The sequence below is a fragment of the Streptomyces sp. NPDC008092 genome (assembly GCF_042957285.1).
GTDB lineage: Bacteria > Actinomycetota > Actinomycetes > Streptomycetales > Streptomycetaceae > Streptomyces.
In genome coordinates this window covers 415,746-440,387 of sequence record NZ_JBIBHY010000002.1, presented here as the reverse complement: position 1 = coordinate 440,387, position 24,642 = coordinate 415,746, and the positions used below count along the sequence as shown (strand labels likewise).

The window sequence follows — 24,642 nt, the reverse complement described above, 5'->3', positions numbered from 1 at the left end:
TCGGCGTTGACGGCGGCAGGTCCGCATGGAAGCGTGATACTCGATTTCGAGAATCACATTCTCACCGAGCGACCGTGGAGGCCCCCTTGAGTGCCACCGACGACCTGATCGAGATCCAGCAGCTGCTCGCCCGGTACGCGGTCGCCATGACCCGTGGGGACGTGGACCGGGTCCTCGGCGTCTTCACCCCGGACGGAAGCTACAGCGCGTTCGGCGACACCTACCCGCTGGACGAGTTCCCCGCGCTGGTCGCCGCCGCCCCCAAGGGCCTCTTCCTGGTCGGCACACCGGAGATCGAGCTGGCCGGCGACACCGCCACCGGCACCCAGCCGCTCTGCTTCGTCGAGCACTCCGAGCACCGGATGCGCATCGGCTACTACCACGACACCTACGCCCGCACCCCGGAAGGCTGGCGGCTGCGCACCCGGGCCATGACCTTCATCCGCCGCAGCGGGGACCACGACTCCGGCCGCCCGCACGCCTTCGACCGTACGCGGTCATGAGGACCGCCGAGTTCCGGCAGGGGCTGCGCGCCTGGCTGCACGACAACGACCTGACGCCCCCGCCCGACGCCTCACCAACTGACTCCCCCGACGGCTCCCTGGACGCCCAGGTCGCCCAACTGGCCCGGGTGCGGGCGGCGTTGTGGGACGCGGGCTGGATGCGGTACGGCTGGCCGCGTGCGGTCGGCGGGCTCGGCGGCAGCGGCACCCTGCGCGCGGTGCTCGGCGAGGAGATCGCCTCGCGGGCGCTGGCGGAGCCCGGCATCTGGTCGATGGTCGAGGTGCTGGTGCCGACCGTCGTCGGCTACGCGCCGCCCGCGCTCGCCGCCGAACTGGTGCCGCGGCTGCTGTCCGGCCGGGAGCAGTGGTGCCAGGGCTTCTCGGAACCGGGCTCGGGCAGCGACCTGGCCTCGCTGACGACGCGGGCGGTGCCCGACGGTGACGCCTGGGTGGTGTCCGGCCAGAAGGTGTGGACGAGCCTCGCCCAGTACGCGGCCCGCTGCGTACTGCTGGCCCGCACCGGCGGCCCTGGCCACGCCGGCATCAGCGCCTTCCTCCTCGACATGGACAGCCCCGGCATCACCGTACGGCCGCTGCGCACCCTGCACGGCGTCGACGAGTTCGCCGAGGTCTTCCTCGACGAGGTGCGGGTACCGGCGCACCGCATGCTGGGCGCCCCCGGCGACGGCTGGCGCCTGGCCATGGACCTGCTGCCGCACGAACGCTCCACCTGCTTCTGGCACCGCGTCGCCCACCTCTACGGCACCCTGGACCGGCTCCTCGCCGACGACTGCGAGCAGGACCCCGACGCCCTCGGCTCCGCCTGGCTCGACCTGCACACCGTGCGCTGCCGGTCGGCCGCGACCCAGCGGAGACTGGCGGAGGGCGGACGGCTCGGCCCGGAGACATCGGTCGACAAGATCCTCCTGGCCACCGCCGAGCAGCGGCTGTTCGACACCGCGCGCGATCTCCTGCCGGGCACGGTCGAACTGGCCGAGGACGCCTCGTGGCGCACCGGCTACCTGTACGCGCGGGCCGCCACGATCTACGGCGGCACCGCGGAGATCCAGCGCAACATCGTCGCCCGTCGCCTGCTCGGCCTCGGAAAGGAGTGACACGCGGTGGACACCGCCGAACGCGAACTTCTGGAAGAGGCCCTGCGCAAGGCCATGACGATGAGCGAGCCCGGCGCCGGGCTCGACTCCGCGCTCGCCGACCTCGGCTGGCCGCAGATGCTCGCCGAGGAGCCCGACACCGCCGTCCCGCTGGTCTTCCGGCTGCTCGGGGAGACAGGGACGCAGGCCGCCGTGCTCAACGACGTCGTCCTGCACGCGGCCGGGCGGCCCGTCGGAGGGACCCTGCCACTGCCGTACGCGGGCGGGGTGTGGGTGGAGTGGGCGCGGGACGGCTCCGCGACGCCGAGTGCTCTCGACCCGGGGCTGCCGCTGCGCCGGGTGGACCCGGGCGAGGCCGTCCCGCTCGCCGCCGGGCGGCGGGCGCTGGGCTGGTGGCTGCTCGGCACGGGTCGCGCGATGCTCGCACTCGCGCGGGAACACGTCCTGGACCGGCGGCAGTTCGGACGCCCCCTCGCCTCCTTCCAGGCCCTTCGGCACCGGCTCGCCGAGACCTACGTGGCGCTGGAGGGAGCCGAGGCGGCCCTGGCCGCGGCCGCGGACGACACCGGCTCGCTGCTCGCCAAGGCCGTAGCGGGGCGGGCCGCGCTCACCACCGCCCGCCACTGCCAGCAGGCCCTCGGCGGCATCGGCTTCACCGCCGAGCACGCACTGCACCGGCACGTCAGACGGGCTCTCGTCCTCGACGGACTGCTCGGCTCGACCCGTGAACTGACCCGGGAGGCGGGCGCGTCGCTGCTGCGCGAGCGCCGGACGCGCCGCCTCGTCGACCTGTGAGGGCACACGTGACCACGGATCTCTGGACGGACCTCCTCGGCTGCCTCGACCTCACCGCCCACGGCGCCGGCGCCTACGAGGCCCGCTCACAACAGCTGCGGTACCGGCGGCTGTTCGGCGGCCAGCTCCTCGCCCAGTTCGCGCGCGCCGCCTGTCTGGCCGCGCCCGGCAAGGCGCTGAAGTCCCTGCACACGCAGTTCCTGCGCGAGGGCCGCACCGGGGAACCGGTGCGCTACGAGGCCGAGGTGCCGCAGCACGGCCGTACCTTCGCGACCGTGCGGCTCACCGCCCGCCAGGCGCACGGAGTCGTCGCGGTGGCGAGCGCGAGTCTCCATGTCTGGGAGGAGGGGCCGGACCGGCAGACGGTGGACCCCGCGCCGGTGCTGCCCGGCCCGGAGCGCACGGTCGAACTCGGGCTGCTGCCCTGGGAGTCACGGGCGGCCACCGACCTCGACACCGCGAAGTCCGAGCCTCCCGCCTACGAGTTGTGGACGCGCATCCCGGCCGCACCGCCGGATCTCGTCCCCGCGCTCCTCGCCTACGCCACCGACCTCACCCCGATCGGCACCGCGCTGCGCCCCCGGGAAGGCCTCACCCAGGCGGACGCGGGCCGGGCGTTCACTTCAGCCGTGACCACGCAAACCATCTGGTTCCACCGCCCGTTCAGCACCGGGCGGTGGCTGCTGCTGCGCCAGCACAGCCCGCTGGCCGCACACGGGCGGTGCTTCGGACGCGGCGACGTCCTCACCGAGGACGGGACACTGCTCGCCTCCTACGCACAGGAGGCGCTGCTGAGGTTCGGCGGCTAGCCGCCGCGCCCCGACCGGTCAGGGCGCGGGCACCTCCAGGACCAGGGCGGAGCCCATGCCGCCGCCCGCGCACATCGCGGCCACGCCCACTCCCCCGCCCCGGCGCCGCAGTTCGTGGACGAGGGTGACGACCATGCGTGTCCCGGTGGCGGCCACGGGGTGGCCGAGCGAGCAGCCGCTGCCGTTGACGTTCACCGCGTCCGGGTCGAGGCCGAGGCGGCGGATCACGGCGACCGGTACGACGGCGAAGGCCTCGTTGATCTCGAAGAGGTCCACGTCGGGGACCGACATCCCGGCCCGCTCCAGCGCCTTGGGGATGGCGAGCACGGGGGTCAGCCCGGTCTCGGCCGGGTCCAGGGCGACCGAGGCCCAGGAGCGCACCCGGGCCAGGGCGGGCAGTCCCAGCCGCTCGTCGGCGACCACGACGGCGGCAGCCGCGTCGTTGGCACCGCAGGCGTTCCCGGCCGTGATCGAGAACCCCTCGATCTCGGGGTGCAGCGGCTTGAGCGCAGCCAGCCGCTCCGCGCTGGTGTTCCGGCGCGGATGCTCGTCGGCCTCGAAGGGGCCGTAGGGTGTCTCGACGGCCACGAGTTCGCTCTTGAACCGGCCCTCGTCCTGGGCGCGTACGGCGTTGCGGTGCGAGCGCAGCGCCCACGCGTCCATCTCCTCGCGGCCGATGCCCTCCTGTACGGCCGTGTTCCAGCCCACGGTGATCGACATGTCGAGGTTGGGCGCGTCCGGGCGGTCGGGATGTGTGGGCGGCACCCAGCGTTCGGCGTCCTGGAAGGCCAACGTGGGTGCGGTGGAGGTGGAGTTGACGCCTCCGGCGAGGACGAGGCGGTCCATGCCGGCCCGGACCGAGGCCGCGGCGGTCTGTACGGCGGCGAGTCCGGCGGCGCAGTGCCGGTTGAGGGCGAGGCCGGGGACCCGGGGCAGCCCGGCGGTGAGGGCCGCGTGCCGGGCGACGACCCCGCCGCCGTAGTGGGACTCGGCGAGCACCACGTCGTCGACGAGCGCGGGGTCGAGCCCCTCCGCGGTCGCCGAGACGATGCGGTCGGCCAGGTCGTAAGCGGTGGTACTGCGCAGGGTGCCTTTGAACGCGGTGCCGATCGGGGTGCGCAGGGCGGTGACGAGGACGGCCTCAGGCATCGGCGGTCTCCTCCAGTTCGGCGACGAGGGTCCGGCGCAGGAGCTTGCCGGTGGCGGTGCGGGGCAGTTCGGGGCGGAAGACGACGAGGTCGGGCGTCTTCGAGGAACGCAGGTGACGGAGGACGAAGGCCCTGATGTCGGCGGGGTCCCCGGAGCCGACCAGGACGGCCACCAGCCGCTGCCCCCACTCAGGGTCGGCGACCCCGAGCACGGCGGCCTCCCGCACCCCCGGGTACCGGAGGAGTACATCCTCGATCTCGGCGGGGGCGATGTTCTCGCCGCCGCGGATGATCGTGTCGTCGGCGCGCCCCTCGACGAACAGGTACCCCGCGCCGTCGAGCCGTCCCCGGTCGCGGGTGGCGAACCAGCCGCGGTCGTCCAGCACCCGGCCGCCGGCGTACTCCCCCGAGATCTGCTCGCCACGCACGAAGACGAGCCCGGTCTCCCCCGCGTCGAGCACCTTGCCGTCCTCGTCCCGGATCTCGACCTCGATCCCGGGCAGCGGGCGGCCGACCGAGCCGAGCCGGGCCCGTACGGCCGGGTCCTCGGCGGCCAGGGCCTGCCGGTGGTCGTCGGGGCCGAGGACGCAGATGGAGGACGCGGTCTCGGTCAGACCGTACGCGTTGACGAAGCCGGTCTCCGGGAACTGCCGCAGCGCCCGCTCCACCACCGGGCGCGGGGTGCGCGCACCGCCGTAGGCGAGGCTGCGCAGGGTGGGCGTCCCGGCCTGGCGCTCGCCGAGTTCGGCGGTGACGCGGGCGAGCATGGTCGGCACCAGCATGGCGTGGGTGACGCGCTCGCTCCGTACCGTCGCCAGCCAGTCCGCCGCCTCGAAGGAGGCCTGGTAGACGATCCGGCGGCCCGCGTAGAGGTTCGTCAGCAGGTTCATCAACCCGGCGACGTGGTACGGCGGGAGGGCCACCAGGGTCGCGTCGTCGACGTCGGCCGAGCCGAAGTCCTGGGTGTTGAAGACGTAGGCGAGCAGGTGGCGGTGGCGCAGCAGTGCCGCCTTGGGCGCGGAGGTGGTGCCGCTGGTGTAGAGGGTGACGGCGGTGGCGTCCCGGTCGTCGGGGGTCGGCCGCCAATCGGCGTCCCCGGAGGGAGCGAGGAGGGCGTCGAGGTCGCCGGGGCGCAGGACGACCGCGCCCGGGTGCCGCTCCAGCAGGGCGGCCGACTGATCTTCCCCCAGGCGGTAGTTGAGGGGGACGAAGGGGACACCGGCCAGGGCCGCGCCGAACAGGGCGACGGGGTAGGCGAGGTGGTTCGTGCCGAGGTACAGGACCGCGGGGCGGTCGCGGAAGCGGTCGGCCGCATGACGCGCGAGGCGCTGGAGTTCGGCGGCCGAGAGCGAACGGCCGCCCTCGGTGACGGCCGGCCGGTCTCCCGCGGAGGCGGCCATTTCCAGGATCACGGCTATGTTCATGAGAATGGCATTCTCATACACTCAGAGCCTTACTCGCAAGAGAGGGGAACGGCGATGCTCATCGAGGGTTCCTCGGCCCTGGTGGTCGGCGGCACGGGCGGACTGGGCGAGGCGACGGTACGACGCCTGCACGCGGCGGGCGTGCGGGTCGTGGTCGCCGACCTGGCCGACGACAAGGGCAAGGCCCTCCAGGAGGAGCTGGGGGTGCGGTACGTGCGCGCGGACGCCACCGACGAGGAGTCGATGACCTCGGCGGTCGAAGCGGCTTCGGAGGAAGGCGAGTTCCGCACGGCGGTGGACTGTCACGGCGGGCCCGCGCACGGCGGTCGGCTCGTCGGCAAGGACGGGGCGCCGCTGGATCTCGCCGGTTTCCGAACCACGGTCGACGTCTACCTGACCGGGGTGTTCAACGTCATGCGCCTGGCCGCCGCGGCCATCGCCCGCACCGCGCCCGCCGGGGCGGACGGCGAGCGCGGTGTGATCGTGACGACGTCGTCCATCGCCGCGTACGAGGGCCAGATCGGCCAGCTGCCGTACGCCGCGGCGAAGGGCGGGGTGAGTGCGATGACCCTGGTGGCCGCCCGCGACCTGTCACCGCTGGGCATCCGGGTGGTGTCGATCGCCCCCGGCACGGTCCTCACCCCCGCGTACGGCAAGGCCGCCGACCAGCTGGAGGCGTACTGGGGCCCGCAGGTGCCCCACCCGCGCCGGATGGGCCGCCCGGAGGAGTTCGCGGCCCTGGTCCAGCACCTGTGCGAGAACAGCTACCTCAACGGCGAAGTGGTCCGCCTGGACGGGGCGTTGCGGTTCCCTCCCAAGTGACGTACACCCAATGCCCCGAAAGGGGACCGAGCGTTGCGGTTCCCTCCGAAGCGACGCCCACACCAGCGCCCCGAAAGGGGCGCGGGGCTGTATCGATGTGCGGCTACCGCCGCGTGGGCGCGACCAGCCACGACGGCGCCGCGGCCGAACGACATCAGTCACCCGCCATCTCCTGGCGAGCCTTCTCCCACAACCACCCCGCGTAGGCGTGGAACGCCTCACCCATCCTCCGGTTCAGCTTCCCCGCCAGTGCACGCGCATGGCTGCCCTCCAGCAGCGCGGCGAGCCGGAAACAGGCCAGCACCTGGTACCAGCGGAACGCGGACACGTCCCGGCCGGTCCGCTCGGCGTAGTACGCGACGAGCTCGGCACGGGAGGGCATGCCGTCCCAGGGCCGGAGCTGGGGGTCGCTGCCGGGCGGGTCGCCCGGCTCTCGCCAGGCCGTGAGGATCCAGGCGAGGTCGAGCAGCGGGTCCCCCAGGGAGGCCATCTCCCAGTCGACGACGGCGGCGAGGCGGGGAGCGTCGTGGGCGAACATGACGTTGGCGAACTGCAGGTCCCCGTGGACGATCCCGGTCGCGCCCTGCTTCGGCGCGTGCGCGACCAGCCAGTCGGCCACGGCGTCCACGTGCGGGTTCTCGCTCTCCAAATAGGCCGGGTCGGTGCGGTAACCGTGCAGCACCTTCAGGTACTTGGGGGTCTGCCGCGCCAGCCAGCCCTCCGGACGCCCGAGGTCGGCCAGACCGTGCGCGTCGGGGTCCACCGCGGCCAGCCGCGCGGCGCCGTCGACGAGGGCGAAGGAGACCGCGCGCCGCCACTCGGGGTCCTCCCCGTAACGGCCGGGCAGTTGCCCGCGGGGCATGAAGCCGTCGATCTTCTCCAGGACGGAGAAGGGCGCGCCGAACACCGCCTCGTCCTGCACGCTCGCGTACAGGCGGGGGTGCGGAACATCGGTCGAGGCGAGGGCGCCCAGGACCCGGCTCTCGCGGCGGAAGGCGTCGGAGGCGCCGGCCTTCAGGTGGCGGCCGGGCCGACGCAGCACGAGTTCGGTGCCGTCGGCCCGGCGCAGGACGAACAGGAGGTTCTGCGCTCCGCCGGTGAGCGGTTCGAGCGCGGTGACGGGGCCGTCGCCGGGCAGCTCGGCGACGCCGGACCAGGAGTTGAGGCGGTCGAGGTCGGCCTGCGTGTCGTCGGCAGCGGGCGTTTCCTGGGTGCTCACCGGGTCACCGCCGTTCCGCTCAGGCGGTCCGCGTACTTCGCGCGGGCCGCGGCCAGCCGGGTGGGCAGATGGGCCGAGCCGAACAGCTGGTCGTCCGCCGGGGTGACGTCCTTCAGCAACAGCCGGGCGATGACGTCCTGGTGGACCTCGGTGGGACCGTCGGCGACACCGAGGGTGGGGCCCGAGTTCCACATCTTGGCCAGGGGCAGCTCGTTGGAGACGCCGAGCGCGCCGTGCAGGTGCAGGGCCCGGTAGGCGACGTCGACGAGGACCTTGGGCGTGGCGACCTTGACGCCGGAGACGTGCAGCCGGGCCCGGCGGGCGTCGGCCGGGTCGCCGGTCTCGGCCGCCCGGTCCGTCTGCCAGGCGGCGTGCAGGACCTGGAGGCGGAACTGCTCGATCTGCACCCAGGTGTCGGCGAGTTGGTGACGCACGGCCTGCTGGTCGGAGAGCGGGCCGCCGCGGGTGCGCCGGGAGGCGATGCGTTCGGTCATCATCTCCAGCGCGCGCCGGCACTGACCGACCGAGCGCATCGCGTGGTGCAGCCGGCCGCCGCCGAGGCGGGTCTGCGCGATGAGGAACCCGGAGCCGGGCTCGCCGAGCAGGTTCGCGGCCGGCACCCGGCAGTCGGTGAACCGCAGGTAGGCGTGGACGCCCTCGCCGAGCGGCTCGCCGGCCATGCCGGTGCCGCGCACCATCTCCATGCCGGGTGTGCCGGCCGGGACCAGGATCATGGACGCGCCCTTGTGCACGGGCACGTCGGGGTCGGTGACCACCATGGCGATGACGAAGGCGGCATGGGGGTAGTTGGAGGCGAACCACTTCTCGCCGTCGATCACCCACTCCTCGCCGTCACGGACGGCACGGCAGGTGAAGCCGCCGGGGTCCGCACCGCCGGTCGGCTCGGTCATCGCGAAGGTGGACACGATCCGCCCGTCGAGCAGCGGCTCCAGGTACTCCTTGCGCTGCTCCTCGGTGGCGTAGTGGGCGAGGATCTCGGCGTTGCCGGAGTCCGGGGCCTGGGTGCCGAACACCATCGGCGCCCAACTCGACCGGCCCAGGATCTCGTTGAGCAGTCCGAGGTTCACCTGCCCCATGCCCATGCCGCCGAGCGAGGGCGGCAGATGGGCGGCCCACAGCCCCTGCTCGCGGACCTGCCGCTGCAGCGGGCGGACCACTTCGCGGAAGACCTCGCTGTCGCGGTCGTAGGGCTCGGCGTTGCCCGGGAACAGCACGTCGAGCGGTTCGATCTCCGCACGGACGAACTCCACGGCCCAGTCGAGCCTCTCCTGGAACGCGGCGTCGGTACTGAAGTCCCACATGACGCATCCACCTTCCTTCAGAATGGCGTTCTGAAATTAACAGAACGTCATTCTCGCGTCCAGGGACAGGACTCACCTCCTGCGGGGATCGGGCGCGCGTACGCCCGCGAGCAGGAACCCGACCAGGTGCTCGGTCTCCGCGCGTCCGGGCACCTCCTCGGTGAACAGCCAGTACTGCAGAGCCGCGACGACCGCGCCGGCCGTGGTCCGGGCGGAGCGCATCGGGTCGCCGGACCCCAACTCGGCGGCCGGCTGGGCGAACAGTGCGGCCAGGGCGTCCACCAGCGCGACGGTGACATGCGAGGCCCGCGGAGCGTGTCCGGTGGCGTTGGCCAGGACGGCCCGGGTCTGGCGGGCCAGGGTCACGTCGGCAGCCTGCCGTACAACAGCTTCGAGCCCCGCCCGCAACCGGGCCTCCGGCCCCCGCCCTGCCGCCCGAGCGATGCGGTGCCGGACATACCCCACGAGCGCATGCGCCCCACGCTCCACGATGGCCTCGACCAGGGCGTCCTTGCTCTCGAACGAGCGGTAGAAGGCGTCGTTCGACAGCCCCGCGGCGGCCACGATGTCGGCCACCCGGGGCCGCCGCCCACCGCCCGCCACCATCAGGGCCAGTCCGGCGTCCAACAGCGCCTCGGCGTCGCGATCCCGAATGCTATTCTGCATATCGGAGAACGCTACTCTCGTCATCGAGAACGCTCCAGGAGGCGGACGTGGGCTACGCGGACGAACTGTTCGACCTCTCCGGCCGCGTGGTCCTCGTGACCGGCGGCAGCCGGGGACTGGGACGGGCCATGGCGTTCGGGGCGGCCCGCTGCGGTGCGAACGTCGTCGTCGCCAGCCGGAATTACGAGGCCTGCGCCGCCGTGAGCGCCGAGATCGAGAAGGAGACGGGGCGTACGGCGTTCCCGTACGCCGTCCACGTGGGCCGCTGGGACGAGCTGCCCGGCCTGGTCGACGCCGTCTACGCACGCTTCGGCAGGCTCGACGCGCTGGTCAACAACGCCGGGATGTCCCCCGTCTACGAGGATCTGGCCGACGTCACGGAGAAGATGTTCGACGCGGTGCTGAGCCTCAACCTGAAGGGCCCGTTCCGCCTGTCCGTGCTCGCGGGAGCGCGGATGTCGGAGGCCGGGGGCGGCACGATCGTCAACGTCAGCTCCACCGGCTCGGTCCGGCCGCGGCCCGCGATCGTGCCGTACGCGGCCGCCAAAGCGGGACTCAACGCGGTGAGCGTGGGTCTGGCGCAGGCGCTCGGCCCGTCGGTGCGGGTCAACACCCTGATGTGCGGCCCGTTCGACACCTGGGCCACCCAGGGCTGGCAGCAGGACCCGGAGCAGCTCGCCGAGGGCGTACGCGGCCACGCCCTGCGCCGCATCGGGGACCCGCGCGAGGTGGTGGGCGCCGCCCTCTACCTGATGTCGGACGCGTCCTCGTACACCAGCGGGGCGACCCTGCGGGTGGACGGGGGGATGCCGTGACCGGCAGCGCCCCGAAGGGGCGCGGGGCTGTATGGGATATGCGGCTGCCGCCGCGTGGGCGCGACCAGCCACGACGGCGCCGCGGCCGATCTACGACATACCGCGGCGCTCCCCGGGGAGCGCCTACGTGTTGTCGGCGCCGCCATGCTCGCCCAGCCCCGGCGGCGGCCCGTACGACGGCTCGTAGCCGCTGACCCGGAACGGGCTGCCGACCAGCCGGAGGCCGCCCGCGTCCACCACTGCGTCCGGAGCCTGGGCCAGTGCCTCGGGAAGGGCACGGACGGCCGCTGCGGGGACGCGGAGCGGACGCAGGCGGGCCTCCCAGCCGACGGCCGTGTCGGCGGCCAGCGCCTTGGTCACCGCGGCGATCACCTCGTCGCGGCGTGCCGCGCGTTCGGCCATCGTCGGGAAACCCTCGATGCCGGCCTCGGCGGCGAAGGTGCGCCAGAAGCCGTCGTGGGTGATGAACAGGGCCAGATGGCCGTCGGCGGTCGGGAAGAGCTGGGCGGGGACGTAGTAGGCGTGCGCGCCGCCCAGGCGGCGCGGGGCGACCTCGTCGTTGAGCCAGGCCGAGGCGTGGTAGTTGAGCTGGGAGAGCATCACGTCCCGCAGGGAGACCTCGATCTGTCCGCCCCGCCCCGAGACCACCAGCGCCAGCAGGCCTAGCGCGGCGGCGAGTCCCGCGGAGTTGTCGGCGGAGGAGTAACCGGGCAGCAGGGGCGGGCCGTCCGGGTCGCCGGTGAGGGCGGCGATGCCGGTGGCGGCCTGGACGACGTAGTCGAAGGCGGGTTCGTCGCCCGCGTCCATGCCCCAGCCGGTGAGGGCGACGCAGACGAGGCGTTCGTTGTGGGGCCTCAGGGCGTCGTAGGTAAGGCCGAAGCGGCGGATGGCGGACGGCTTGAGGTTGACGAGCAGGGCGTCCGAGTCGCGCACGAGGTCGTGCAGCCGGTCCTGCCCGCCGGGCGTCGTCAGGTCCAGGCGGACCGAGCGCTTGCCCCGGTTGAGGCTGGCGAAGTAGGCGTCGGACACCTGCCGGGACAGGTCGCCGCCGGGCGGCTCCACCTTCGTGACCCGCGCCCCGAGGTCGGCGAGCAGCATGGTCGCGTAGGGGCCGGCGAGGATGTGGCCGACCTCCAGGACGCGCAGCGCCGCCAGCGGGCCCGGCCCCCCGTCCGAGCGCGGCGCCGCCAGCGGGCCCGGCCCTCCGGTCACCGGAAGTCCGCGGCGAGGGCCGCGACCGTGTCCCGGGTGCGGAGCTTGGAGGCGACCAGTTCGTCCCGCCCGCTGCCGATGGGCAGCAGGCGGACGGACAGGTCGGTCACGCCCGCGTCGGCGAAGCGCCGGAAGCGGGCCGCGATGGCCGCCTCGTCGCCGGCCGCGGACAGGTCGCCGACGTCGCGTGCGTCGCCGTACTCCAGGAGCCGTTGGTAGTTGGGCGAGACCTCGGCCTCGCCGAGGATCCGGTTGGCGCGCTCCCGGGCCGCGTCCACCTCGTGCGGCGCGCAGAGGCAGACCGGGATGCCCGCGACGACGCGCGGGGCGGGCCGTCCGGCCGCCTCCGCCGCCTTGGTGAGGGTCGGTACGACGTGCTCGGCCACGGCCCGTTCGTCCGCCATCCACAGGACGGTGCCGTCGGTGTACTCCCCCGCGATGCGCAGCATCAACGGGCCGAGGGCGGCGACCAGGACCGGCAGCGGGGCGCGCGGGGCGAGGGTGAGCGGATTGTGCACGCGGAAGACGTCGTTCTCGACGTCGACCGAACTCGCGCCGCTGAGTGCCGCGTTGAGGACTTGGAGGTAGGCGCGGGTGTACATGGCGGGCTTCTCGTACGGGATGCCGAGCATGTCGCGGACGATCCAGTGGTGGGAGGCGCCCACGCCGAGGGCGAGCCGCCCGCCGGCGACCGCCTGGGCCGAGATCGCCTGCCGGGCCAGGGCCACCGGGTGCTGGGCGTGCACCGGGACGACCGCCGTGCCCAGTTCGATGCGCGAGGTGGCCTGCCCCATCAGGGAGACGGCGGTCAGGGCGTCGAAGTCGGTGGGCACCTGCGGCACCCACACGGTGTCGAAGCCGGCCTCCTCGGCCCAGCGGGCGTCGTCGGCCATGCGCGCCGCCTTGTGCGCCGCGTCGCCCCGCTCGGGACCGCTCATCACTCCGACTCGCATGTCAGCCCTCCTGGGCGGTCAGTGCACGGATGTCCGCGACGATGGCGGGCAGTGGGGTGCCGGTGGGGAACACGGCCGCCGCGCCGGCCTCCTGCAGCAGCGCCACGTCGGCGGCCGGGATCGTGCCGCCGACCACGACGGGGATGTCGGGCGCGCCCGCCGCGCGCAGTCCGCCGACCGTGCGGCGGGTCAGCGTGACATGGGCGCCGGAGAGGATCGACAGGCCGACCACGGCCACGTCCTCCTGGACGGCGGTGGCGACGATGTCCGCCACCCGCCACCGGATGCCCGTGAACACCACCTCGAACCCGGCGTCGCGGAGCCCGCGCGCCACCAGCTTGGCCCCGCGGTCGTGCCCGTCGAGCCCGGGCTTTGCGACGAGGATCCGCACCGGCCCGGTCATCAGAACACCACCGGCTGCCGGAACTCGCCCCACACCTCGCGCAGGGCTCCGGCCGTCTCGCCGACCGTGCAGTAGGCGTTGGCGCAGGCGATCAGGGGATCCATGAGGTTGGTGTCTCCTTCGGCGGCGCGTCTCAGCTCGGCGAGACGGGTGCGCACCTCGGCGGCGCTGCGCTCGGCCTTGACCTGGGCGAGCCGTTTCAGCTGCCGTTCCCGTCCCTCGCCGTCGAGTTCGTAGGTGGCCAGGTCGGGCGGGGGCTCCTCGGCGGTGAAGCGGTTGACGCCGACGACCGGCCGCTGCCCGGAGTCGACCTCCTGGTGCAGCCGCCAGGCCTCGTCGGCGATCAGCCCCTGGAGGTAGCCGTCCTCGATGCAGCGGACCATGCCGCCGTGCGCCTCCAGATCGGCCATGATCGCGGCGATCCGCTCCTCCGTGGCATCGGTGAGGGCTTCCACGAAGTACGACCCGCCCAGCGGGTCGGCCACGTTCGCCACCCCCGTCTCGTGGGCGAGGATCTGCTGGGTGCGCAGGGCGAGCGTGGCCGACTCCTCGCTGGGCAGCGCGAAGGGCTCGTCCCAGGCGGCGGTGAACATCGACTGCACGCCGCCGAGCACGGAGGCGAGCGCCTCGTAGGCGACGCGCACGGTGTTGTTGCGGGCCTGCGGCGCGTACAGCGAGGCCCCGCCGGCCACACAGCCGAAGCGGAACATGCACGCCTTGTCGGTCCGGGCGCCGAACCGCTCGCGCACGATCGACGCCCACCGCCTGCGCCCCGCACGGTACTTGGCGATCTCCTCGAAGAACTCGCCGTGCGTGTAGAAGAAGAAGGAGATCTGCGGGGCGAACTCGTCGATACTCATACGGCCGCGTTCCAGCACGGTCTCGCAGTACGTCACCCCGTCGGCGAGCGTGAACGCCATCTCCTGCACGGCGTTGGCGCCCGCGTCCCGGAAGTGGGCGCCCGCGACCGAGATCGCGTTGAAGCGGGGCACCTCGGCGGCGCAGAACTCGATGGTGTCCGCGATGAGCCTGAGCGACGGTTCGGGCGGCCAGATCCAGGTGCCGCGCGAGGCGTACTCCTTCAGGATGTCGTTCTGGATGGTGCCGGTCAGCCGGGCGCGCGGGATGCCGCGCTTCTCGGCGGCGGCGACGTAGAAGGCGAGCAGGACGGCCGCCGTGCCGTTGATGGTGAAGCTGGTGCTGATCCGGTCCAGCGGGATCGTGTCGAAGAGGATCTCGGCGTCGGCGAGGGTGTCGAGGGCGACTCCGACGCGGCCGACCTCGTCCGTGTACTCCGGGTCGTCGGAGTCGTAGCCGCACTGGGTGGGCAGGTCGAGCGCGACCGACAGGCCGGTGCCGCCCTGGTCGAGGAGGTAGCGGTAGCGGCGGTTGGACTCCTCGGGGGTGCCGAAGCCGGAGTACTGGCGCAGGGTCCAGGTGCGGCCCCGGTAGCCGGTGGGGTAGTTGCCGCGGGTGAAGGGGAAGGTGCCGGGGTCCGGGGGTTCGGCGCGCAGGTCGGCGGGGCCGTAGACCGGCTTGAGGGGGATGCCGGACGCGGTGCGGGGTTCGTCGGTCATGACAGCTGGTCCTTCATCACCTTTCCGGTGGCGTTCAGCGGCAGTTCCGTGCGGAACTCGACCTGCCGGGGCACCTTGAAGCCCGCCATCCGCTCCCTGGCCCACGCGATCAGCTCGGCCTCCGTCACCGTGCCGCGGGGCACCACGAACGCCTTGCCGACCTGGCCCATGCGGACGTCCGGCACGCCGATGACGGCGGCCTGGGCGACGGCCGGGTGCCGGAGCAGGAAGCCCTCGATCTCGGCCGGGTAGGCGTTGAAGCCGCCCACGATGAACATGTCCTTCTTGCGCCCGACGATCCTCAGCCGCCCGTCGCCGTCCATCTCGCCCAGATCGCCGGTGTGCAGCCAGCCGTCGGGGTCGACGGTCTCGGCGGTGGCCTCGGGGTCGTCGAGGTAGCCGAGCATGACGGCGTAGCCGCGTACGAGGACCTCCTTGTCCTCGGCGAGGCGCACCTCGAAGCCCTCGCACGGCTTGCCCACGGTGGTGGCGACGGCCTCGTACGGGTCGCCGGGCCGGGACGCGGTGACGGTGCCGGCCTCGGTGAGGCCGTAGCCGGTCATGAGGTGGGTGAAGGGAAGTTCGGTGGTGATGCGGCGGACCAGTTCGACGGGGATGTCGGCGGAGCCGGTCACCGCGACCCGCAGCGACGACAGGTCGTGCTTCTCGCCCGCTTGGAGAAGGGAGTGGTAGAGCGTCGGCGGTCCCGGCAGGATCGTCACCCGCTCCCGCGCCACCAGCTCCAGGACGTGCTCCACGTCGAAGACGGCGACGGGGAGCACGGTCGCGCCCCGGATCAGGGAGGCGACCAGGCCCGCCTTGTAGCCGAAGATGTGGAAGAACGGGTTGACGATCAAGTAGCGGTCACCTCGGCGGAGTTGGGCCAGTGCGCACCACTCGGCGTACAGGCGCAGCGTCTGACCGTGCGTCGTCATCACGCCTTTGGGGCGGCCGGTCGTGCCGGAGGTGAAGATGATGTCCGCGACGTCGTCCTCGCCGACCTCGCGCTCCAGCGGTTCCCCGGAGCCGAGGAATCCGTCCGCCCGCAGGTCGACGACGGGGACCCCGGGCGGTCCGGTGAACTCCCGGTCCAGGAAGCCGTTCTGGACGCACAGCACCCTGGCGCCGCTGCGGGCGACGATGTCGTGGGCCTCCTCGTCCCGGAAGCGGGTGTTCACCGGGACCAGCACGGCTCCCGCGGTGAGCGCGCCGAACGCGGCGATCGCCCACTCGGCCGAGTTCGGTGCCCACACCGCGACCCGGTCACCGGGCCGGACGCCCATCGAGGCGAACGCTCCGGCGGTGCGCCGGACTTGATCGGCGAAGCCGGTGAAGGTGAGCCGCAGGTCGCCGTCGACCACGGCCTCCGCGTCCCCGAACCGGTCTGCGGCGCTGCGCACCAGTTCGGGGATGCTGCGCCACGGCACCGTCGCGGTCATGCGTCGATCAGCCGGGCCAGGTTGCCGCCCATGACCCTGGCCTTGTCGGCCTCGGTCAGCCTGGCCAGGTGGTCGACGTAGGTGACCGGGTCGGCCAGGCCCTCCGGGTGCGGGTAGTCGGAGCCGAACAGGACGCGTTCGATGCCGATGAGGTCACCGAGCCGGGCCATGTCCTCCTCCCAGAACGGGCTGATGTGGATGTTCCGCCGGAAGACCTCGACGGGGTCCTCGTGGAACTCGTGGGGCATCTTCTTGTGCACGTCCGCGAGCCGGCCGAGCAGCGGTTCCACCCAGGAGGCGCCGTTCTCGATGACGGCGACCTTCAGGTCCGGGAAGCGGGAGAGCGTGCCGTGGCATATCAGGGACGAGACCGCGTCCTCGATCGGCCGCCACTCGATGACCTGGCGGAACGCGTTGGGCCTGAACGGCAGGAACTCGCGTTGGTTGCCCTCCCAGTCGTTGGCGTAGCGGGCGTAGCCGCTGTCGGAGGAGTGGAAGGCGACCAGCACGCCGGTCTCGACGACCCGTTTCCAGAACGGGTCGAACTCCGGCAGCGCGAACGAGCGCGTGGCACCGAAGCCGGGCACGGGCGCCGGCCGGACCAGGATGGCGCGGGCGCCGCGCTCCACCACCCAGTTCAGTTCCTCGATCGCCTTCTCGACGATCGGGAGGGTGATGACGGGCACCGTGAAGATGCGGTCCTTGTAGGTGAAGGACCAGGTGTCGTACAGCCACTGGTTGAGGGCGTGGATGACCGTGTGGATCAGCTCCGGGTCGTCCTTCATCCGCTCCTCGATGAGGCTCGCGAGCGTGGGGAACATCAGGCTGCGCTGGATGCCGAGCTCGTCCATGAGCTCCAGGCGCGGGGCCGGTTCACGGAAGGCGGGCACGGAGCGCATCGGCTCGCCGAAGATCTCCCGCCGGGTCTTGCCGGTCGGGTTGCCGACCCTGAAGTACTCCTCCATGGCCCCCGGCCGGGCGACCACGTCGAAGGTCGGGTTGGGGATGTACTCGCTGATCTGCCCACGGATCGCGATCTTCGTACGGCCCCGGACGGTCACGTACTCGATAGCCCCGTCGTACTCCTTGGGCAGGTACTTCGTGAGCGCTTCCTGCGTCTCGTAGAGGTGGTTGTCCGCGTCGAAGAGCGGATACGCGAGCGCGCGAGAGGGCATGAGATCCTCCTTCACCAATCTTGAGAATCGTATTCTCACTGTGCGGGAGTGGCAATGTCCCGGCGGAGCTCGAACTTCTTCACCTTCCCGCTCGGCGTACGCGGGAAGTCGTCGACCGTGCGGATCTCCTCGGGCCACTTCTGCCGGGCCAGCCCGGACCGCTGGAAGTGCACCCGCACCTCGGCCAACACCGGCGCGGACCAGCCGGAGCGCATGCGCAGCACGGCGGCGGCCCGCTCCCCCAGGCGCGGATCGGGGACGGCGACCACGGCCGCCTCGGCCACGCCGGGCAGGCCCAGCAGGACGTCCTCGACCTCCAGGGCGCTGATGTTCTCGCCGCCGCGGATGATGACGTCGGCCTTGCGGTCGGTGACGGTCAGGTATCCGTCGGCGTCGAGCACGCCGATGTCGCCGGTGCGGTACCAGCCGTCCGCGTCGAAGGCGGCGGCGGTCAACGCGGGGTCGGTGTAGCCGAGGCAGAGGTCGGGGCCGCGGGTGAGGATCTCGCCGTCCTCGGCGAGCCTCAACTCCACGCCGGGCAGCGGGAGTCCGTCGGTGTGCAGCCGTTTGGCGGCCGGGCCGTCGTAGGGGGTGCAGGTCACCGACGGGTGCTCGGTGGAGCCGTAGGCCCGGAAGACGCCGATGCCCAGCGACTCCAGCCGGGTCGTGACGGCGGAGGCGACCGAAGCGCCGCCCAGACCGGCGTACCTGAGGTGTGCGATGTGCTCGAGCGTGCAGTCGGGATGGTCGAGCAGGCTCGTCATGTAGTACGTCGCTCCCCCGCCGACCGTCAGCCCCTCGGCCCGCAGGAGCGCGAGCGCCTGGGCAGGGTTCCAGACGTCCCCGAGGTTGACCGGAGTGCCGTCGAGGACAGGGATGAGGAAGGCGTTGATCATGCCGATGAAGTGGCCGACCGGCGCCACGGTGAACTGCCGTCCCCGGTCGGGCGGGTAGCTCGCGGCCAGTTGGCGCGTCTCGTAGCCCAGAGTCCGGTGGCTGTGGATCACGCCCTTGGGGTCCCTGGTGGTGCCCGAGGTGAAGGCGATGAGCGCGGGGGCGTCCGGGTCGACGGGCAGTACGCCGGCCAGGGGTTCGTCCGCCAGCAGCGCGTCGAAGCCGCGGCCGACGACACCGAGGACCGGGACGTCCTTGCACAGCTCCGGATGGAACTCGGACCGGCCGAAGCGCCCGGCCGCGAAGAAGGCCTTGGGGCGGGTCGCGCCGAGGATGTAGCCGACCTCCTTGGGTCCGTAGAAGTGGACCACCGGCACGACCACCGCGCCCAGGAAGGCGCAAGCCCAGAACACGGCCGCGGCCTCCATCCAGTTGGGCAGCTGCATGGCGACCGCGTCGCCGGAGCCGACCCCGCGCGCCCGCAGCCCCGCGGCGAGCCGCCGCGCCACCCGCTCGACGTCGGCGAAGGTCCCCGCCCACGGCCGTACCTCGGAGTGCACACGGAACTCCACGTCCCCGGCTGCGGCCAGCCCGGCAGTCAGCAGCTCACCGAGGGTCTCGCGGGTCCACCAGCCCTCTGCCTCGTAACGCGCGGACAGTCCGGGCGGCAACGGCCGCAGAGCACCGGGAGAAGTCGTCGTCATGGCTGGAGTTCTCCTCGTCGCGGTCACCATTGCACCTGTAGGAGAATTGCACTCTCCCATAGCGAGAAGGTAAGTTCCATACATGGCACGGGATCACGGCTTCCATCCGGTGCGGATCACCCGGATCGTCGACGAGACGCCGGACACGCGCACCTTCGCCCTCGACGCGCCGTTCCCCTACCGCGCGGGGCAGTTCCTGACCTTCAAGGTGTGCGGGACGCTGCGCAGTTACTCGATGTCGTCCTCGCCCGACACCGACGGCGAGCTGTCCGTGACGGTGAAGCGGGTCCCGGGCGGACTCGTCTCCGGCTGGATGCACACCCACCTGCGGCCGGGCGACACACTTGAGGCCACCCGGCCCGGCGGCTCCTTCTGCCTCCGCGGGGACGCGACGGACCGGCCGTTGGTCGGTTACGCGGGCGGGAGCGGGATCACGCCGGTGTTCTCCCTGGTCAAAAGCGCACTGGCGACCACACCACGCGCAGTGCGGCTACTGACGGCCCATCAGAACGCGGGTTCGGCCATCTTCCGCAGGGCACTCGACACCCTCGTCGCACACCACCCCGACCGGCTCCGCCTCCACGATCACCTCGACGACCGGGACGGACTGGTCGGCGCCGACGAGATACGGGCCCTCGCCGATGGCGAAGCGGACCACTACATCTGCGGGCCGGAGCCGTTCATGGCACTCGTCGAGAGCACGCTGCTCGCGGCGGGGACGCCCGCCGGACGGATCTTCGTCGAGCGGTTCACGCCGGCCCCGCCCGGCGAGACACAAGCCGAGCCCGTCCCCGGCACCGTCACCGTCGACCTGCGCGGCCGGCGCCGTACCGTGCCGCAACGCGCGGGCGAGACCCTGCTGCAGAGCGCGCGCCGGGCCGGATTCACCCCGCCCTTCTCCTGCGAGTCCGGGGACTGCGCCACCTGTATGGCCCGGCTGACCGAGGGCGAGGCCAAGATGCGGGTGAACAACGCCCTGGAACCCGACGAGATCGCCGAGGGCTATGTGCTCACCTGCCAGGCCGAACCCACGACCGCCGAGGTGACCGTCGTCTACGAGGACTGACGCCCGCCGGGACATCGGCACCCGATGGAGCCCCGGCACGTGCCGAGCCATCGGTACCCGCCGGACCATCGGCACCCGCCCGCCCGACCGGAAGGCCACGCATGGTTGACCTGGACATCGAGGACGGCCTGGCCGTCGTCACCATCGACCGCCCGCACGCCCGCAACGCCATCGACCCGGCCACCATGGGCGAACTGGACAAGGCCCTGGACGCCGCCGAGGGTTCGAAAGCCCTGGTGGTGACCGGCGCGGGCGACAAGGCGTTCGTGTCCGGCGGTGACCTGAAGGAGCTGGCGCGGCTGCGCACCGAGGAGGAGGCGGCCGGGATGGCGCTGCGGATGCGGGCGTTGTGCGACCGGATCGCCGCCTTCCCCGGCCCGGTGGTGGCCGCGCTCAACGGGCACGCCTTCGGCGGTGGCGCGGAGGTCGCGGTCGCCGCCGACATCCGGGTCGCCGCCGAAGGCATCCGCATCGGCTTCAACCAGACGAAGCTCGCCATCGTGCCCGCGTGGGGCGGTGCCGAGCGGCTGGCCCGGCTCGTCGGACCGGGCCGGGCACTGCTGCTGGCGGGTACCGGACGGGTGCTGGACGCGGGCGAGGCCGAACGGCTGGGCCTGGTGGACCTGGTGCTGCCCCGGGCCGGCTTCGACGATGGCTGGCGGGAGGTGGCGCGGGCGCTCGCCACCATGCAGGCCGCCGAGATCAAGAACCTGACCACCCGCGCCAGGTCCCCGCAGGAGGCCGCGGCGGCCTTCGCCCGGCTCTGGGTGTCCGACGAACACTGGCAGGCGGCGGAGAAGGTGGTGTCCCATGGCAGGTGAGATCCACGTCGAGGAAGGGCCGTTCGGGCCGGAGGTGCGGCCCGAGGGCGCGGCCGTCGAGCAGACCGTGCTGTATCTGCACGGCGACCCGCGGCTCGCGGGCACCCCGCAGGACGCCGTGCCGACGGCCCGCGAACTGGCCCGGCACACCGGCTGCACGGTCGTGTGCGCCCGCTACCGGCTGCGATTCCCCGAGGCGCTGGAGGACGCGTACGCCGCCTGGCAGTACTGCCGCGACCGTGGCCCCGGCCCCGCGGCCGTGGCCGGCAAGCGGCTGGGCGGTGCCCTCGCCGCCGGTCTGCTGCTGCGACTGCGCGACGAGGGGGCAGCTCCGCCGTCCTGTGCGGTGCTGTCGTCGCCGGTGCTGGACTTCACGCTGGACGCGTCCAGTCTGCTCCTCAACGCGGCAGCCGACCGCACGCTCGACGCCGAGGCCCTGCCCGCCCAGGCGGCCGCGTACGCGGGCACGACACCGCGCGCCCACCCGTTGCTGAGCCCGCTGCACGGCAACCTTCACGGCCTGCCGCCGATCCAGCTCCATGCGGCGGGTACGGAGATGCTCCTGGACGACACGCTGTCCCTCGCGACCCGCGCGGCGCGCTCGGGGGTCGACGTCGACATGCGGATCTACGAGGACTCCTCGGCGCAGGGACTCAGGCAGCTGGAGGCGACGACGGCCTTTCTGCGCACCTGGAGTTCGACGGGCCTGGCGACACCGCAGCGAAGCTGACCGGTCAGGCCCCCTGTGTGTCGTCGCGGTACACCCGGCCCCCCTTCATCACGAAGCACACCCGCCCCACGACGGACAGGTCGTCGAGCGGGTCGCCGGGGACCGCGACGACGTCGGCGAGCAGTCCCGGGCTCAGCCTCCCCCGGTCGTCGGCGCCGATCAGGTCGGCGGCGACCGTGGTGGCGGCGCGCAGGGCCTGCAGCGGGCGCATGCCCCGGTCGACGAGGGCGAGCAGTTCCAGGGCGCCCCTGCCGTGCGGGATGGCGGGCGCGTCGGTGCCGAAGGCCACCTTGACCCCGCGCCGGATCGCGCGGGCGGTGGACTCACGGGCGCGGGGGAAGACCTCGGCGGCCTTCGCCCGCAGCTCCGGGTCCGCGTGCTCGGTGTTCATGCCCTCGGTGAGGTACGTGGTGGCGACCAGGAAGGTGCCCCGCTCCACCATCAGGTCCAGGGTGGCGTCGCTCGCGAGGAAACCGTGCTCGATGCAGTCGATGCCGGCCTCGACGGCGGCCCGGATCGCCGAGTCCCCCATGCAGTGGGCGGCGACCCGGAGGCCCGCCCGGTGCGCCTCGTCGACGGCGGCGCGCAGCTCCTCGTCGGAGTACTGCTGCGCGCCGGCCGGGCCGGTATGTGACATGACACCGTTGGAGGCACAGACCTTGATGACCTTCGCCCCGTACTTGATCTGGTACCGGACCGCCTTGCGCACCTCCGCCACGCCGTCGGCGATGCCCTCCGCCACGGTCAGGGGCAGCACGCCGGGTGCGAACGCCTGGAACATGGTCGGGTCGAGGTGCCCGCCGGTCGGTGCGATCGCATGCCCGGCAGGCACTACGCGCGGTCCGTCCACCCACCCCAGGTCGATCGCCTTCTTCAGGGCGACGTCCAGGAGCACGCCCCCGGTCTGCACGAAGAGACCGAGGTTGCGTACGGTCGTGAACCCGCGGTGCAGGGTGCGGCGGGCGTTGGCGACCGCGCGCAGGGTGCGCAGCGCCGGGTCCTCCTGGACCGGGATCAGCGGGCTGCGGTGGTCGGGGCCGCCGAGGAAGAGGTTGACCTCCATGTCCATCAGGCCCGGCAGGAGGGTGACGTCCCCGAGTTCGTGGACGACCGTGCCCTCGGGCGGCCTTGCCGGCTGCATCTCGGCGATGTGCTCGCCGACCACCAGCACCTCACCAGGCTCGACGAGTTCACCCTTGCCGACGTCGAGGAGCCGGGCCGCCCGCAGGAGCACGGGCGGCCGTGGCGCCGCCTCCCGGCCCGCCATCACACGGCGGGTTCGACGACGGCGTGGATGCCGGCGGGACCGCTGTCCGGGACCCTCGGCTGGCCCCACGCCTCCACCGGGAAGGCGACGGTCACCAGCGAGCAGAACGCCCACAGGAGGTTCCGGTCCTGCTCGCCGATCCCCTCCATGCCGACCTGCTCCAGGTACACGGTGCCCTTCTGCAGCAGCGGGAACGCCACGTCGTAGAAGGCCTGCAACTCCTCCATGGTGGAGGCGACCCGCTTGGCGTAGCGGGCGCGCTCGCCGTGGATCGCCCAGTCCGCGAACGGCTCCAGCTCGTGGAACCCGGCGGGAAAGACCGTGGTCATCTCTGCACTCTCCCTGTCTGCTCGGTGGACGTCTCAGGACGCGGGGGCCGGTGCCGCCGGCTGCTCGTGAGTGCGCACGAACCGCTGTGCGGTGGCGTGCAGATGGCGCAGCAGGACCTCCTGGTCGCAGAGCGGGAACCCGTCCACGGTGCGCGACTCCAGCATGGTCTGGGTGGCCTCCAGGGTGTTGCCGTCCTGGAGGCCGTACTCCTTGAAGGACACCACCGCGAGTTCCTGCTGGAGGCGCTGGAAGGCGTTCTCGGGCGGGACGAAGTAGCAGGTGCCCTCGAAGATGTGGGTGTTGTAGGAGGTCGGCCAGTAGTGGTAGGTCAGCACCCAGTTCGGCCGCCAGACGAGCAGCATGAAGTTGGGGAAGAAGACGAAGGAGTCCATGCCCCAGACCTTGCTGCGGGTGGGGTTGATCGCGGGAGGCAGCTGCTCCGTGGTCAGGCCGATGTCGGGAGCCTCCCAGGGTCCGAACAGGCCGCTGCGCAGGGCCCGTTCGACGGGCTTGACCATCGCCCGCTCCTTGGGCGGGGCGATGCCGCCCCAGGAGGAGACCATGCTGTGCGGGCCGTCGATGTCGTACGACAGTGCCTCGTAGCCGTACTTCTTGATCTTGGCGGCCTCTTCGGAGACGTACTGGCCGGAGTGCAGGATCGGCGCGTGGTAGAACTCGGCGAACGCGTCGATGAACAGCTTCCAGTTGCTGCCGATCTCGGCGCGGTACCTGTGCACCTGGGTGAGCTTGTGGAAGGGGTAGCCCTCGATGCCGCGGGCGAACCGGCCGAGGTAGTCCCGTAGTGGAGTGGTGTTGTCGGGGTCGAGGTTGACGAAGACGAAGCCTTCCCAGACCTCGGTCTGCACGGCCAGCAGCCCGTACTTCGACTTGTCGACGCCGAAGAACTCCGACTCCTGCTGGACGAAGGCGAGTCTGCCCTCCAGATCGTAGCGCCAGGCGTGGTACTTGCAGGTGAAGGCACGGCAGGTGCCTTTGGTCTCCTCGCGGGGGTAGTCGTCCCACACCAGCTTGTTGCCGCGGTGGCGGCAGACGTTGTGGAAGGCGCGCACCTCGCCGTCGGTGCCGCGCACCACGACGACGGAGGCGCGGGCCGCGTCCAGCTCCTTGGTGAAGTAGCTGCCCTTGCGGGGCAGTTGTTCGACCCGCCCAACGTTCAGCCAGGTGCGCCGGAAGATGGCGTCCCGCTCCCGTTCGTAGAACTCCGGTGAGATCGAGTCCGCGTAGGAGACCGGCTCCGTACCGATCTTGAAGTGCTCGGTCCAGCTGCCCTCGGCGGGCTTCGGGAAGTGCGCCATGAGTGGGAACCTCCGGTCGGTTGACAGCCCCACGATAACAATCGTCTCTGATTTGGAGAATAGCGTTTCCGTATTCTGCATATGGAACCTATGGTCGGGTCAGGACCGGTCCTGGTC

General features: G+C 72.3%; 24 protein-coding genes. 9 read left to right on the top strand and 15 right to left on the bottom strand.

What is annotated here, in order from left to right:
* Positions 1 to 86 precede the first annotated feature (86 nt).
* From ACFZB3_RS06895 to ACFZB3_RS06880, 4 genes are read left to right on the top strand one after another with little or no spacing between them, the layout of a single operon-like run.
* Positions 87 to 503 (top strand): nuclear transport factor 2 family protein, encoded by a 417-nt coding sequence (locus tag ACFZB3_RS06895; RefSeq protein ID WP_391370839.1) that lies wholly within the window; start codon positions 87 to 89, stop codon positions 501 to 503.
* Positions 500 to 1,618 (top strand): acyl-CoA dehydrogenase family protein, encoded by a 1,119-nt coding sequence (locus ACFZB3_RS06890; protein WP_391370836.1) that lies wholly within the window; start codon positions 500 to 502, stop codon positions 1,616 to 1,618. The genes ACFZB3_RS06895 and ACFZB3_RS06890 overlap by 4 nt, the downstream gene beginning before the upstream one ends.
* Before the next feature lie 6 nt (positions 1,619 to 1,624).
* Positions 1,625 to 2,413: an acyl-CoA dehydrogenase family protein gene (locus tag ACFZB3_RS06885; RefSeq protein ID WP_391370833.1), complete on the top strand. Its 789-nt coding sequence runs from the start codon at positions 1,625 to 1,627 to the stop codon at positions 2,411 to 2,413.
* An 8-nt stretch (positions 2,414 to 2,421) separates the two neighbouring features.
* Positions 2,422 to 3,222 (top strand): acyl-CoA thioesterase domain-containing protein, encoded by an 801-nt coding sequence (locus tag ACFZB3_RS06880; RefSeq protein ID WP_391370831.1) that lies wholly within the window; start codon positions 2,422 to 2,424, stop codon positions 3,220 to 3,222.
* Positions 3,223 to 3,240: 18 nt separating this feature from the next.
* Here the strand turns inward: ACFZB3_RS06880 and ACFZB3_RS06875 are convergent, their stop codons facing one another.
* Both ACFZB3_RS06875 and ACFZB3_RS06870 read right to left on the bottom strand, forming a co-directional pair.
* Entirely contained in the window at positions 3,241 to 4,371 is a 1,131-nt protein-coding gene (locus tag ACFZB3_RS06875) for an acetyl-CoA C-acyltransferase (protein WP_391370828.1), read from the bottom strand.
* Positions 4,364 to 5,794 (bottom strand): AMP-binding protein, encoded by a 1,431-nt coding sequence (locus ACFZB3_RS06870; RefSeq protein ID WP_391370826.1) that lies wholly within the window; start codon positions 5,792 to 5,794, stop codon positions 4,364 to 4,366. The genes ACFZB3_RS06875 and ACFZB3_RS06870 overlap by 8 nt, the downstream gene beginning before the upstream one ends.
* 54 nt (positions 5,795 to 5,848) lie before the next feature.
* Between ACFZB3_RS06870 and ACFZB3_RS06865 the strand changes: the two genes are divergently transcribed.
* The gene (locus ACFZB3_RS06865) at positions 5,849 to 6,616 is read left to right on the top strand and encodes an SDR family oxidoreductase (RefSeq protein WP_391370823.1); all 768 of its coding nucleotides are present in this window, start codon (positions 5,849 to 5,851) and stop codon (positions 6,614 to 6,616) included.
* 154 nt (positions 6,617 to 6,770) lie between these two features.
* Here ACFZB3_RS06865 and ACFZB3_RS06860 read toward each other — a convergent pair whose 3' ends face one another.
* The 3 genes from ACFZB3_RS06860 to ACFZB3_RS06850 all read right to left on the bottom strand — a co-directional run bounded on the left by ACFZB3_RS06860 (position 6,771) and on the right by ACFZB3_RS06850 (position 9,823).
* A complete protein-coding gene (locus ACFZB3_RS06860; RefSeq protein WP_391370820.1) occupies positions 6,771 to 7,835 on the bottom strand; it encodes a phosphotransferase in 1,065 nt (354 codons plus the stop codon).
* Entirely contained in the window at positions 7,832 to 9,157 is a 1,326-nt protein-coding gene (locus ACFZB3_RS06855; protein WP_391370817.1) for an acyl-CoA dehydrogenase family protein, read from the bottom strand. Before ACFZB3_RS06855 ends, ACFZB3_RS06860 begins: the two co-directional genes overlap by 4 nt.
* 72 nt (positions 9,158 to 9,229) lie before the next feature.
* Positions 9,230 to 9,823, bottom strand: a complete 594-nt coding sequence (locus ACFZB3_RS06850; RefSeq protein ID WP_391370814.1) for a TetR family transcriptional regulator — start codon at positions 9,821 to 9,823, stop codon at positions 9,230 to 9,232.
* A 47-nt stretch (positions 9,824 to 9,870) separates the two neighbouring features.
* On the opposite strand from ACFZB3_RS06850, the gene ACFZB3_RS06845 reads away from it, so the two are divergent.
* A complete protein-coding gene (locus ACFZB3_RS06845; RefSeq protein ID WP_391370812.1) occupies positions 9,871 to 10,638 on the top strand; it encodes a glucose 1-dehydrogenase in 768 nt (255 codons plus the stop codon).
* 123 nt (positions 10,639 to 10,761) lie between these two features.
* Here ACFZB3_RS06845 and ACFZB3_RS06840 read toward each other — a convergent pair whose 3' ends face one another.
* Genes ACFZB3_RS06840 through ACFZB3_RS06810 form a run of 7 tightly spaced genes read right to left on the bottom strand, consistent with a single transcriptional unit; the run spans position 10,762 to position 18,995 of the window.
* Positions 10,762 to 11,850, bottom strand: a complete 1,089-nt coding sequence (locus tag ACFZB3_RS06840; RefSeq protein WP_391370809.1) for a CoA transferase — start codon at positions 11,848 to 11,850, stop codon at positions 10,762 to 10,764.
* Positions 11,847 to 12,803 (bottom strand): TIGR03564 family F420-dependent LLM class oxidoreductase, encoded by a 957-nt coding sequence (locus tag ACFZB3_RS06835; protein ID WP_391370806.1) that lies wholly within the window; start codon positions 12,801 to 12,803, stop codon positions 11,847 to 11,849. The genes ACFZB3_RS06840 and ACFZB3_RS06835 overlap by 4 nt, the downstream gene beginning before the upstream one ends.
* 1 nt (position 12,804) lies before the next feature.
* The gene (locus ACFZB3_RS06830) at positions 12,805 to 13,206 is read right to left on the bottom strand and encodes a cobalamin-dependent protein (RefSeq protein ID WP_391370803.1); all 402 of its coding nucleotides are present in this window, start codon (positions 13,204 to 13,206) and stop codon (positions 12,805 to 12,807) included.
* Positions 13,206 to 14,783 carry a methylmalonyl-CoA mutase family protein gene (locus ACFZB3_RS06825; protein ID WP_391370800.1) on the bottom strand — a complete coding sequence of 526 codons (1,578 nt, stop codon included), beginning with the start codon at positions 14,781 to 14,783 and terminating at the stop codon, positions 13,206 to 13,208. Before ACFZB3_RS06825 ends, ACFZB3_RS06830 begins: the two co-directional genes overlap by 1 nt.
* The gene (locus ACFZB3_RS06820) at positions 14,780 to 16,222 is read right to left on the bottom strand and encodes a FadD3 family acyl-CoA ligase (RefSeq protein WP_391370797.1); all 1,443 of its coding nucleotides are present in this window, start codon (positions 16,220 to 16,222) and stop codon (positions 14,780 to 14,782) included. Before ACFZB3_RS06820 ends, ACFZB3_RS06825 begins: the two co-directional genes overlap by 4 nt.
* Positions 16,219 to 17,397 carry an amidohydrolase family protein gene (locus ACFZB3_RS06815; RefSeq protein WP_391370794.1) on the bottom strand — a complete coding sequence of 393 codons (1,179 nt, stop codon included), beginning with the start codon at positions 17,395 to 17,397 and terminating at the stop codon, positions 16,219 to 16,221. Before ACFZB3_RS06815 ends, ACFZB3_RS06820 begins: the two co-directional genes overlap by 4 nt.
* Before the next feature lie 35 nt (positions 17,398 to 17,432).
* Positions 17,433 to 18,995, bottom strand: a complete 1,563-nt coding sequence (locus ACFZB3_RS06810; RefSeq protein WP_391370791.1) for an AMP-binding protein — start codon at positions 18,993 to 18,995, stop codon at positions 17,433 to 17,435.
* 82 nt (positions 18,996 to 19,077) lie between these two features.
* Here ACFZB3_RS06810 and ACFZB3_RS06805 point away from each other — a divergent pair, with 82 nt between their 5' ends.
* The 3 genes from ACFZB3_RS06805 (at position 19,078) to ACFZB3_RS06795 (ending at position 21,612) form a co-directional block, all read left to right on the top strand.
* Positions 19,078 to 20,061 carry a 2Fe-2S iron-sulfur cluster-binding protein gene (locus ACFZB3_RS06805; RefSeq protein ID WP_391370788.1) on the top strand — a complete coding sequence of 328 codons (984 nt, stop codon included), beginning with the start codon at positions 19,078 to 19,080 and terminating at the stop codon, positions 20,059 to 20,061.
* A gap of 101 nt (positions 20,062 to 20,162) precedes the next feature.
* On the top strand, positions 20,163 to 20,882 hold the full coding sequence (locus ACFZB3_RS06800; protein WP_391370785.1) for an enoyl-CoA hydratase-related protein: 720 nt from the start codon (positions 20,163 to 20,165) through the stop codon (positions 20,880 to 20,882).
* Positions 20,872 to 21,612: an alpha/beta hydrolase fold domain-containing protein gene (locus ACFZB3_RS06795; RefSeq protein ID WP_391370783.1), complete on the top strand. Its 741-nt coding sequence runs from the start codon at positions 20,872 to 20,874 to the stop codon at positions 21,610 to 21,612. The genes ACFZB3_RS06800 and ACFZB3_RS06795 overlap by 11 nt, the downstream gene beginning before the upstream one ends.
* Positions 21,613 to 21,616: 4 nt before the next feature.
* Here ACFZB3_RS06795 and ACFZB3_RS06790 read toward each other — a convergent pair whose 3' ends face one another.
* From ACFZB3_RS06790 to ACFZB3_RS06780, 3 genes are read right to left on the bottom strand one after another with little or no spacing between them, the layout of a single operon-like run.
* Positions 21,617 to 22,879: an amidohydrolase family protein gene (locus ACFZB3_RS06790; protein ID WP_391370780.1), complete on the bottom strand. Its 1,263-nt coding sequence runs from the start codon at positions 22,877 to 22,879 to the stop codon at positions 21,617 to 21,619.
* A complete protein-coding gene (locus ACFZB3_RS06785) occupies positions 22,879 to 23,208 on the bottom strand; it encodes a hypothetical protein (RefSeq protein ID WP_391370777.1) in 330 nt (109 codons plus the stop codon). The genes ACFZB3_RS06790 and ACFZB3_RS06785 overlap by 1 nt, the downstream gene beginning before the upstream one ends.
* A gap of 33 nt (positions 23,209 to 23,241) precedes the next feature.
* A complete protein-coding gene (locus ACFZB3_RS06780) occupies positions 23,242 to 24,525 on the bottom strand; it encodes an SRPBCC family protein (RefSeq protein WP_391370775.1) in 1,284 nt (427 codons plus the stop codon).
* Positions 24,526 to 24,642: the final 117 nt, after the last annotated feature.

Bases quoted from the DNA above. Each gene is read 5' to 3' on its own strand.
- ACFZB3_RS06890 (WP_391370836.1), top strand. From the start codon at position 500: ATGAGGACCGCCGAGTTCCGGCAGGGGCTGCGCGCCTGGCTGCACGAC.
- ACFZB3_RS06790 (WP_391370780.1), bottom strand. From the start codon at position 22,879: ATGGCGGGCCGGGAGGCGGCGCCACGGCCGCCCGTGCTCCTGCGGGCG.
- ACFZB3_RS06855 (WP_391370817.1), bottom strand. From the start codon at position 9,157: ATGTGGGACTTCAGTACCGACGCCGCGTTCCAGGAGAGGCTCGACTGG.
- ACFZB3_RS06810 (WP_391370791.1), bottom strand. From the start codon at position 18,995: ATGACGACGACTTCTCCCGGTGCTCTGCGGCCGTTGCCGCCCGGACTG.
- ACFZB3_RS06870 (WP_391370826.1), bottom strand. From the start codon at position 5,794: ATGAACATAGCCGTGATCCTGGAAATGGCCGCCTCCGCGGGAGACCGG.
- ACFZB3_RS06815 (WP_391370794.1), bottom strand. From the start codon at position 17,397: ATGCCCTCTCGCGCGCTCGCGTATCCGCTCTTCGACGCGGACAACCAC.
- ACFZB3_RS06820 (WP_391370797.1), bottom strand. From the start codon at position 16,222: ATGACCGCGACGGTGCCGTGGCGCAGCATCCCCGAACTGGTGCGCAGC.
- ACFZB3_RS06785 (WP_391370777.1), bottom strand. From the start codon at position 23,208: ATGACCACGGTCTTTCCCGCCGGGTTCCACGAGCTGGAGCCGTTCGCG.
- ACFZB3_RS06830 (WP_391370803.1), bottom strand. From the start codon at position 13,206: ATGACCGGGCCGGTGCGGATCCTCGTCGCAAAGCCCGGGCTCGACGGG.
- ACFZB3_RS06850 (WP_391370814.1), bottom strand. From the start codon at position 9,823: ATGCAGAATAGCATTCGGGATCGCGACGCCGAGGCGCTGTTGGACGCC.
- ACFZB3_RS06805 (WP_391370788.1), top strand. From the start codon at position 19,078: ATGGCACGGGATCACGGCTTCCATCCGGTGCGGATCACCCGGATCGTC.
- ACFZB3_RS06835 (WP_391370806.1), bottom strand. From the start codon at position 12,803: ATGCGAGTCGGAGTGATGAGCGGTCCCGAGCGGGGCGACGCGGCGCAC.
- ACFZB3_RS06875 (WP_391370828.1), bottom strand. From the start codon at position 4,371: ATGCCTGAGGCCGTCCTCGTCACCGCCCTGCGCACCCCGATCGGCACC.
- ACFZB3_RS06825 (WP_391370800.1), bottom strand. From the start codon at position 14,783: ATGACCGACGAACCCCGCACCGCGTCCGGCATCCCCCTCAAGCCGGTC.
- ACFZB3_RS06865 (WP_391370823.1), top strand. From the start codon at position 5,849: ATGCTCATCGAGGGTTCCTCGGCCCTGGTGGTCGGCGGCACGGGCGGA.
- ACFZB3_RS06800 (WP_391370785.1), top strand. From the start codon at position 20,163: ATGGTTGACCTGGACATCGAGGACGGCCTGGCCGTCGTCACCATCGAC.
- ACFZB3_RS06780 (WP_391370775.1), bottom strand. From the start codon at position 24,525: ATGGCGCACTTCCCGAAGCCCGCCGAGGGCAGCTGGACCGAGCACTTC.
- ACFZB3_RS06795 (WP_391370783.1), top strand. From the start codon at position 20,872: ATGGCAGGTGAGATCCACGTCGAGGAAGGGCCGTTCGGGCCGGAGGTG.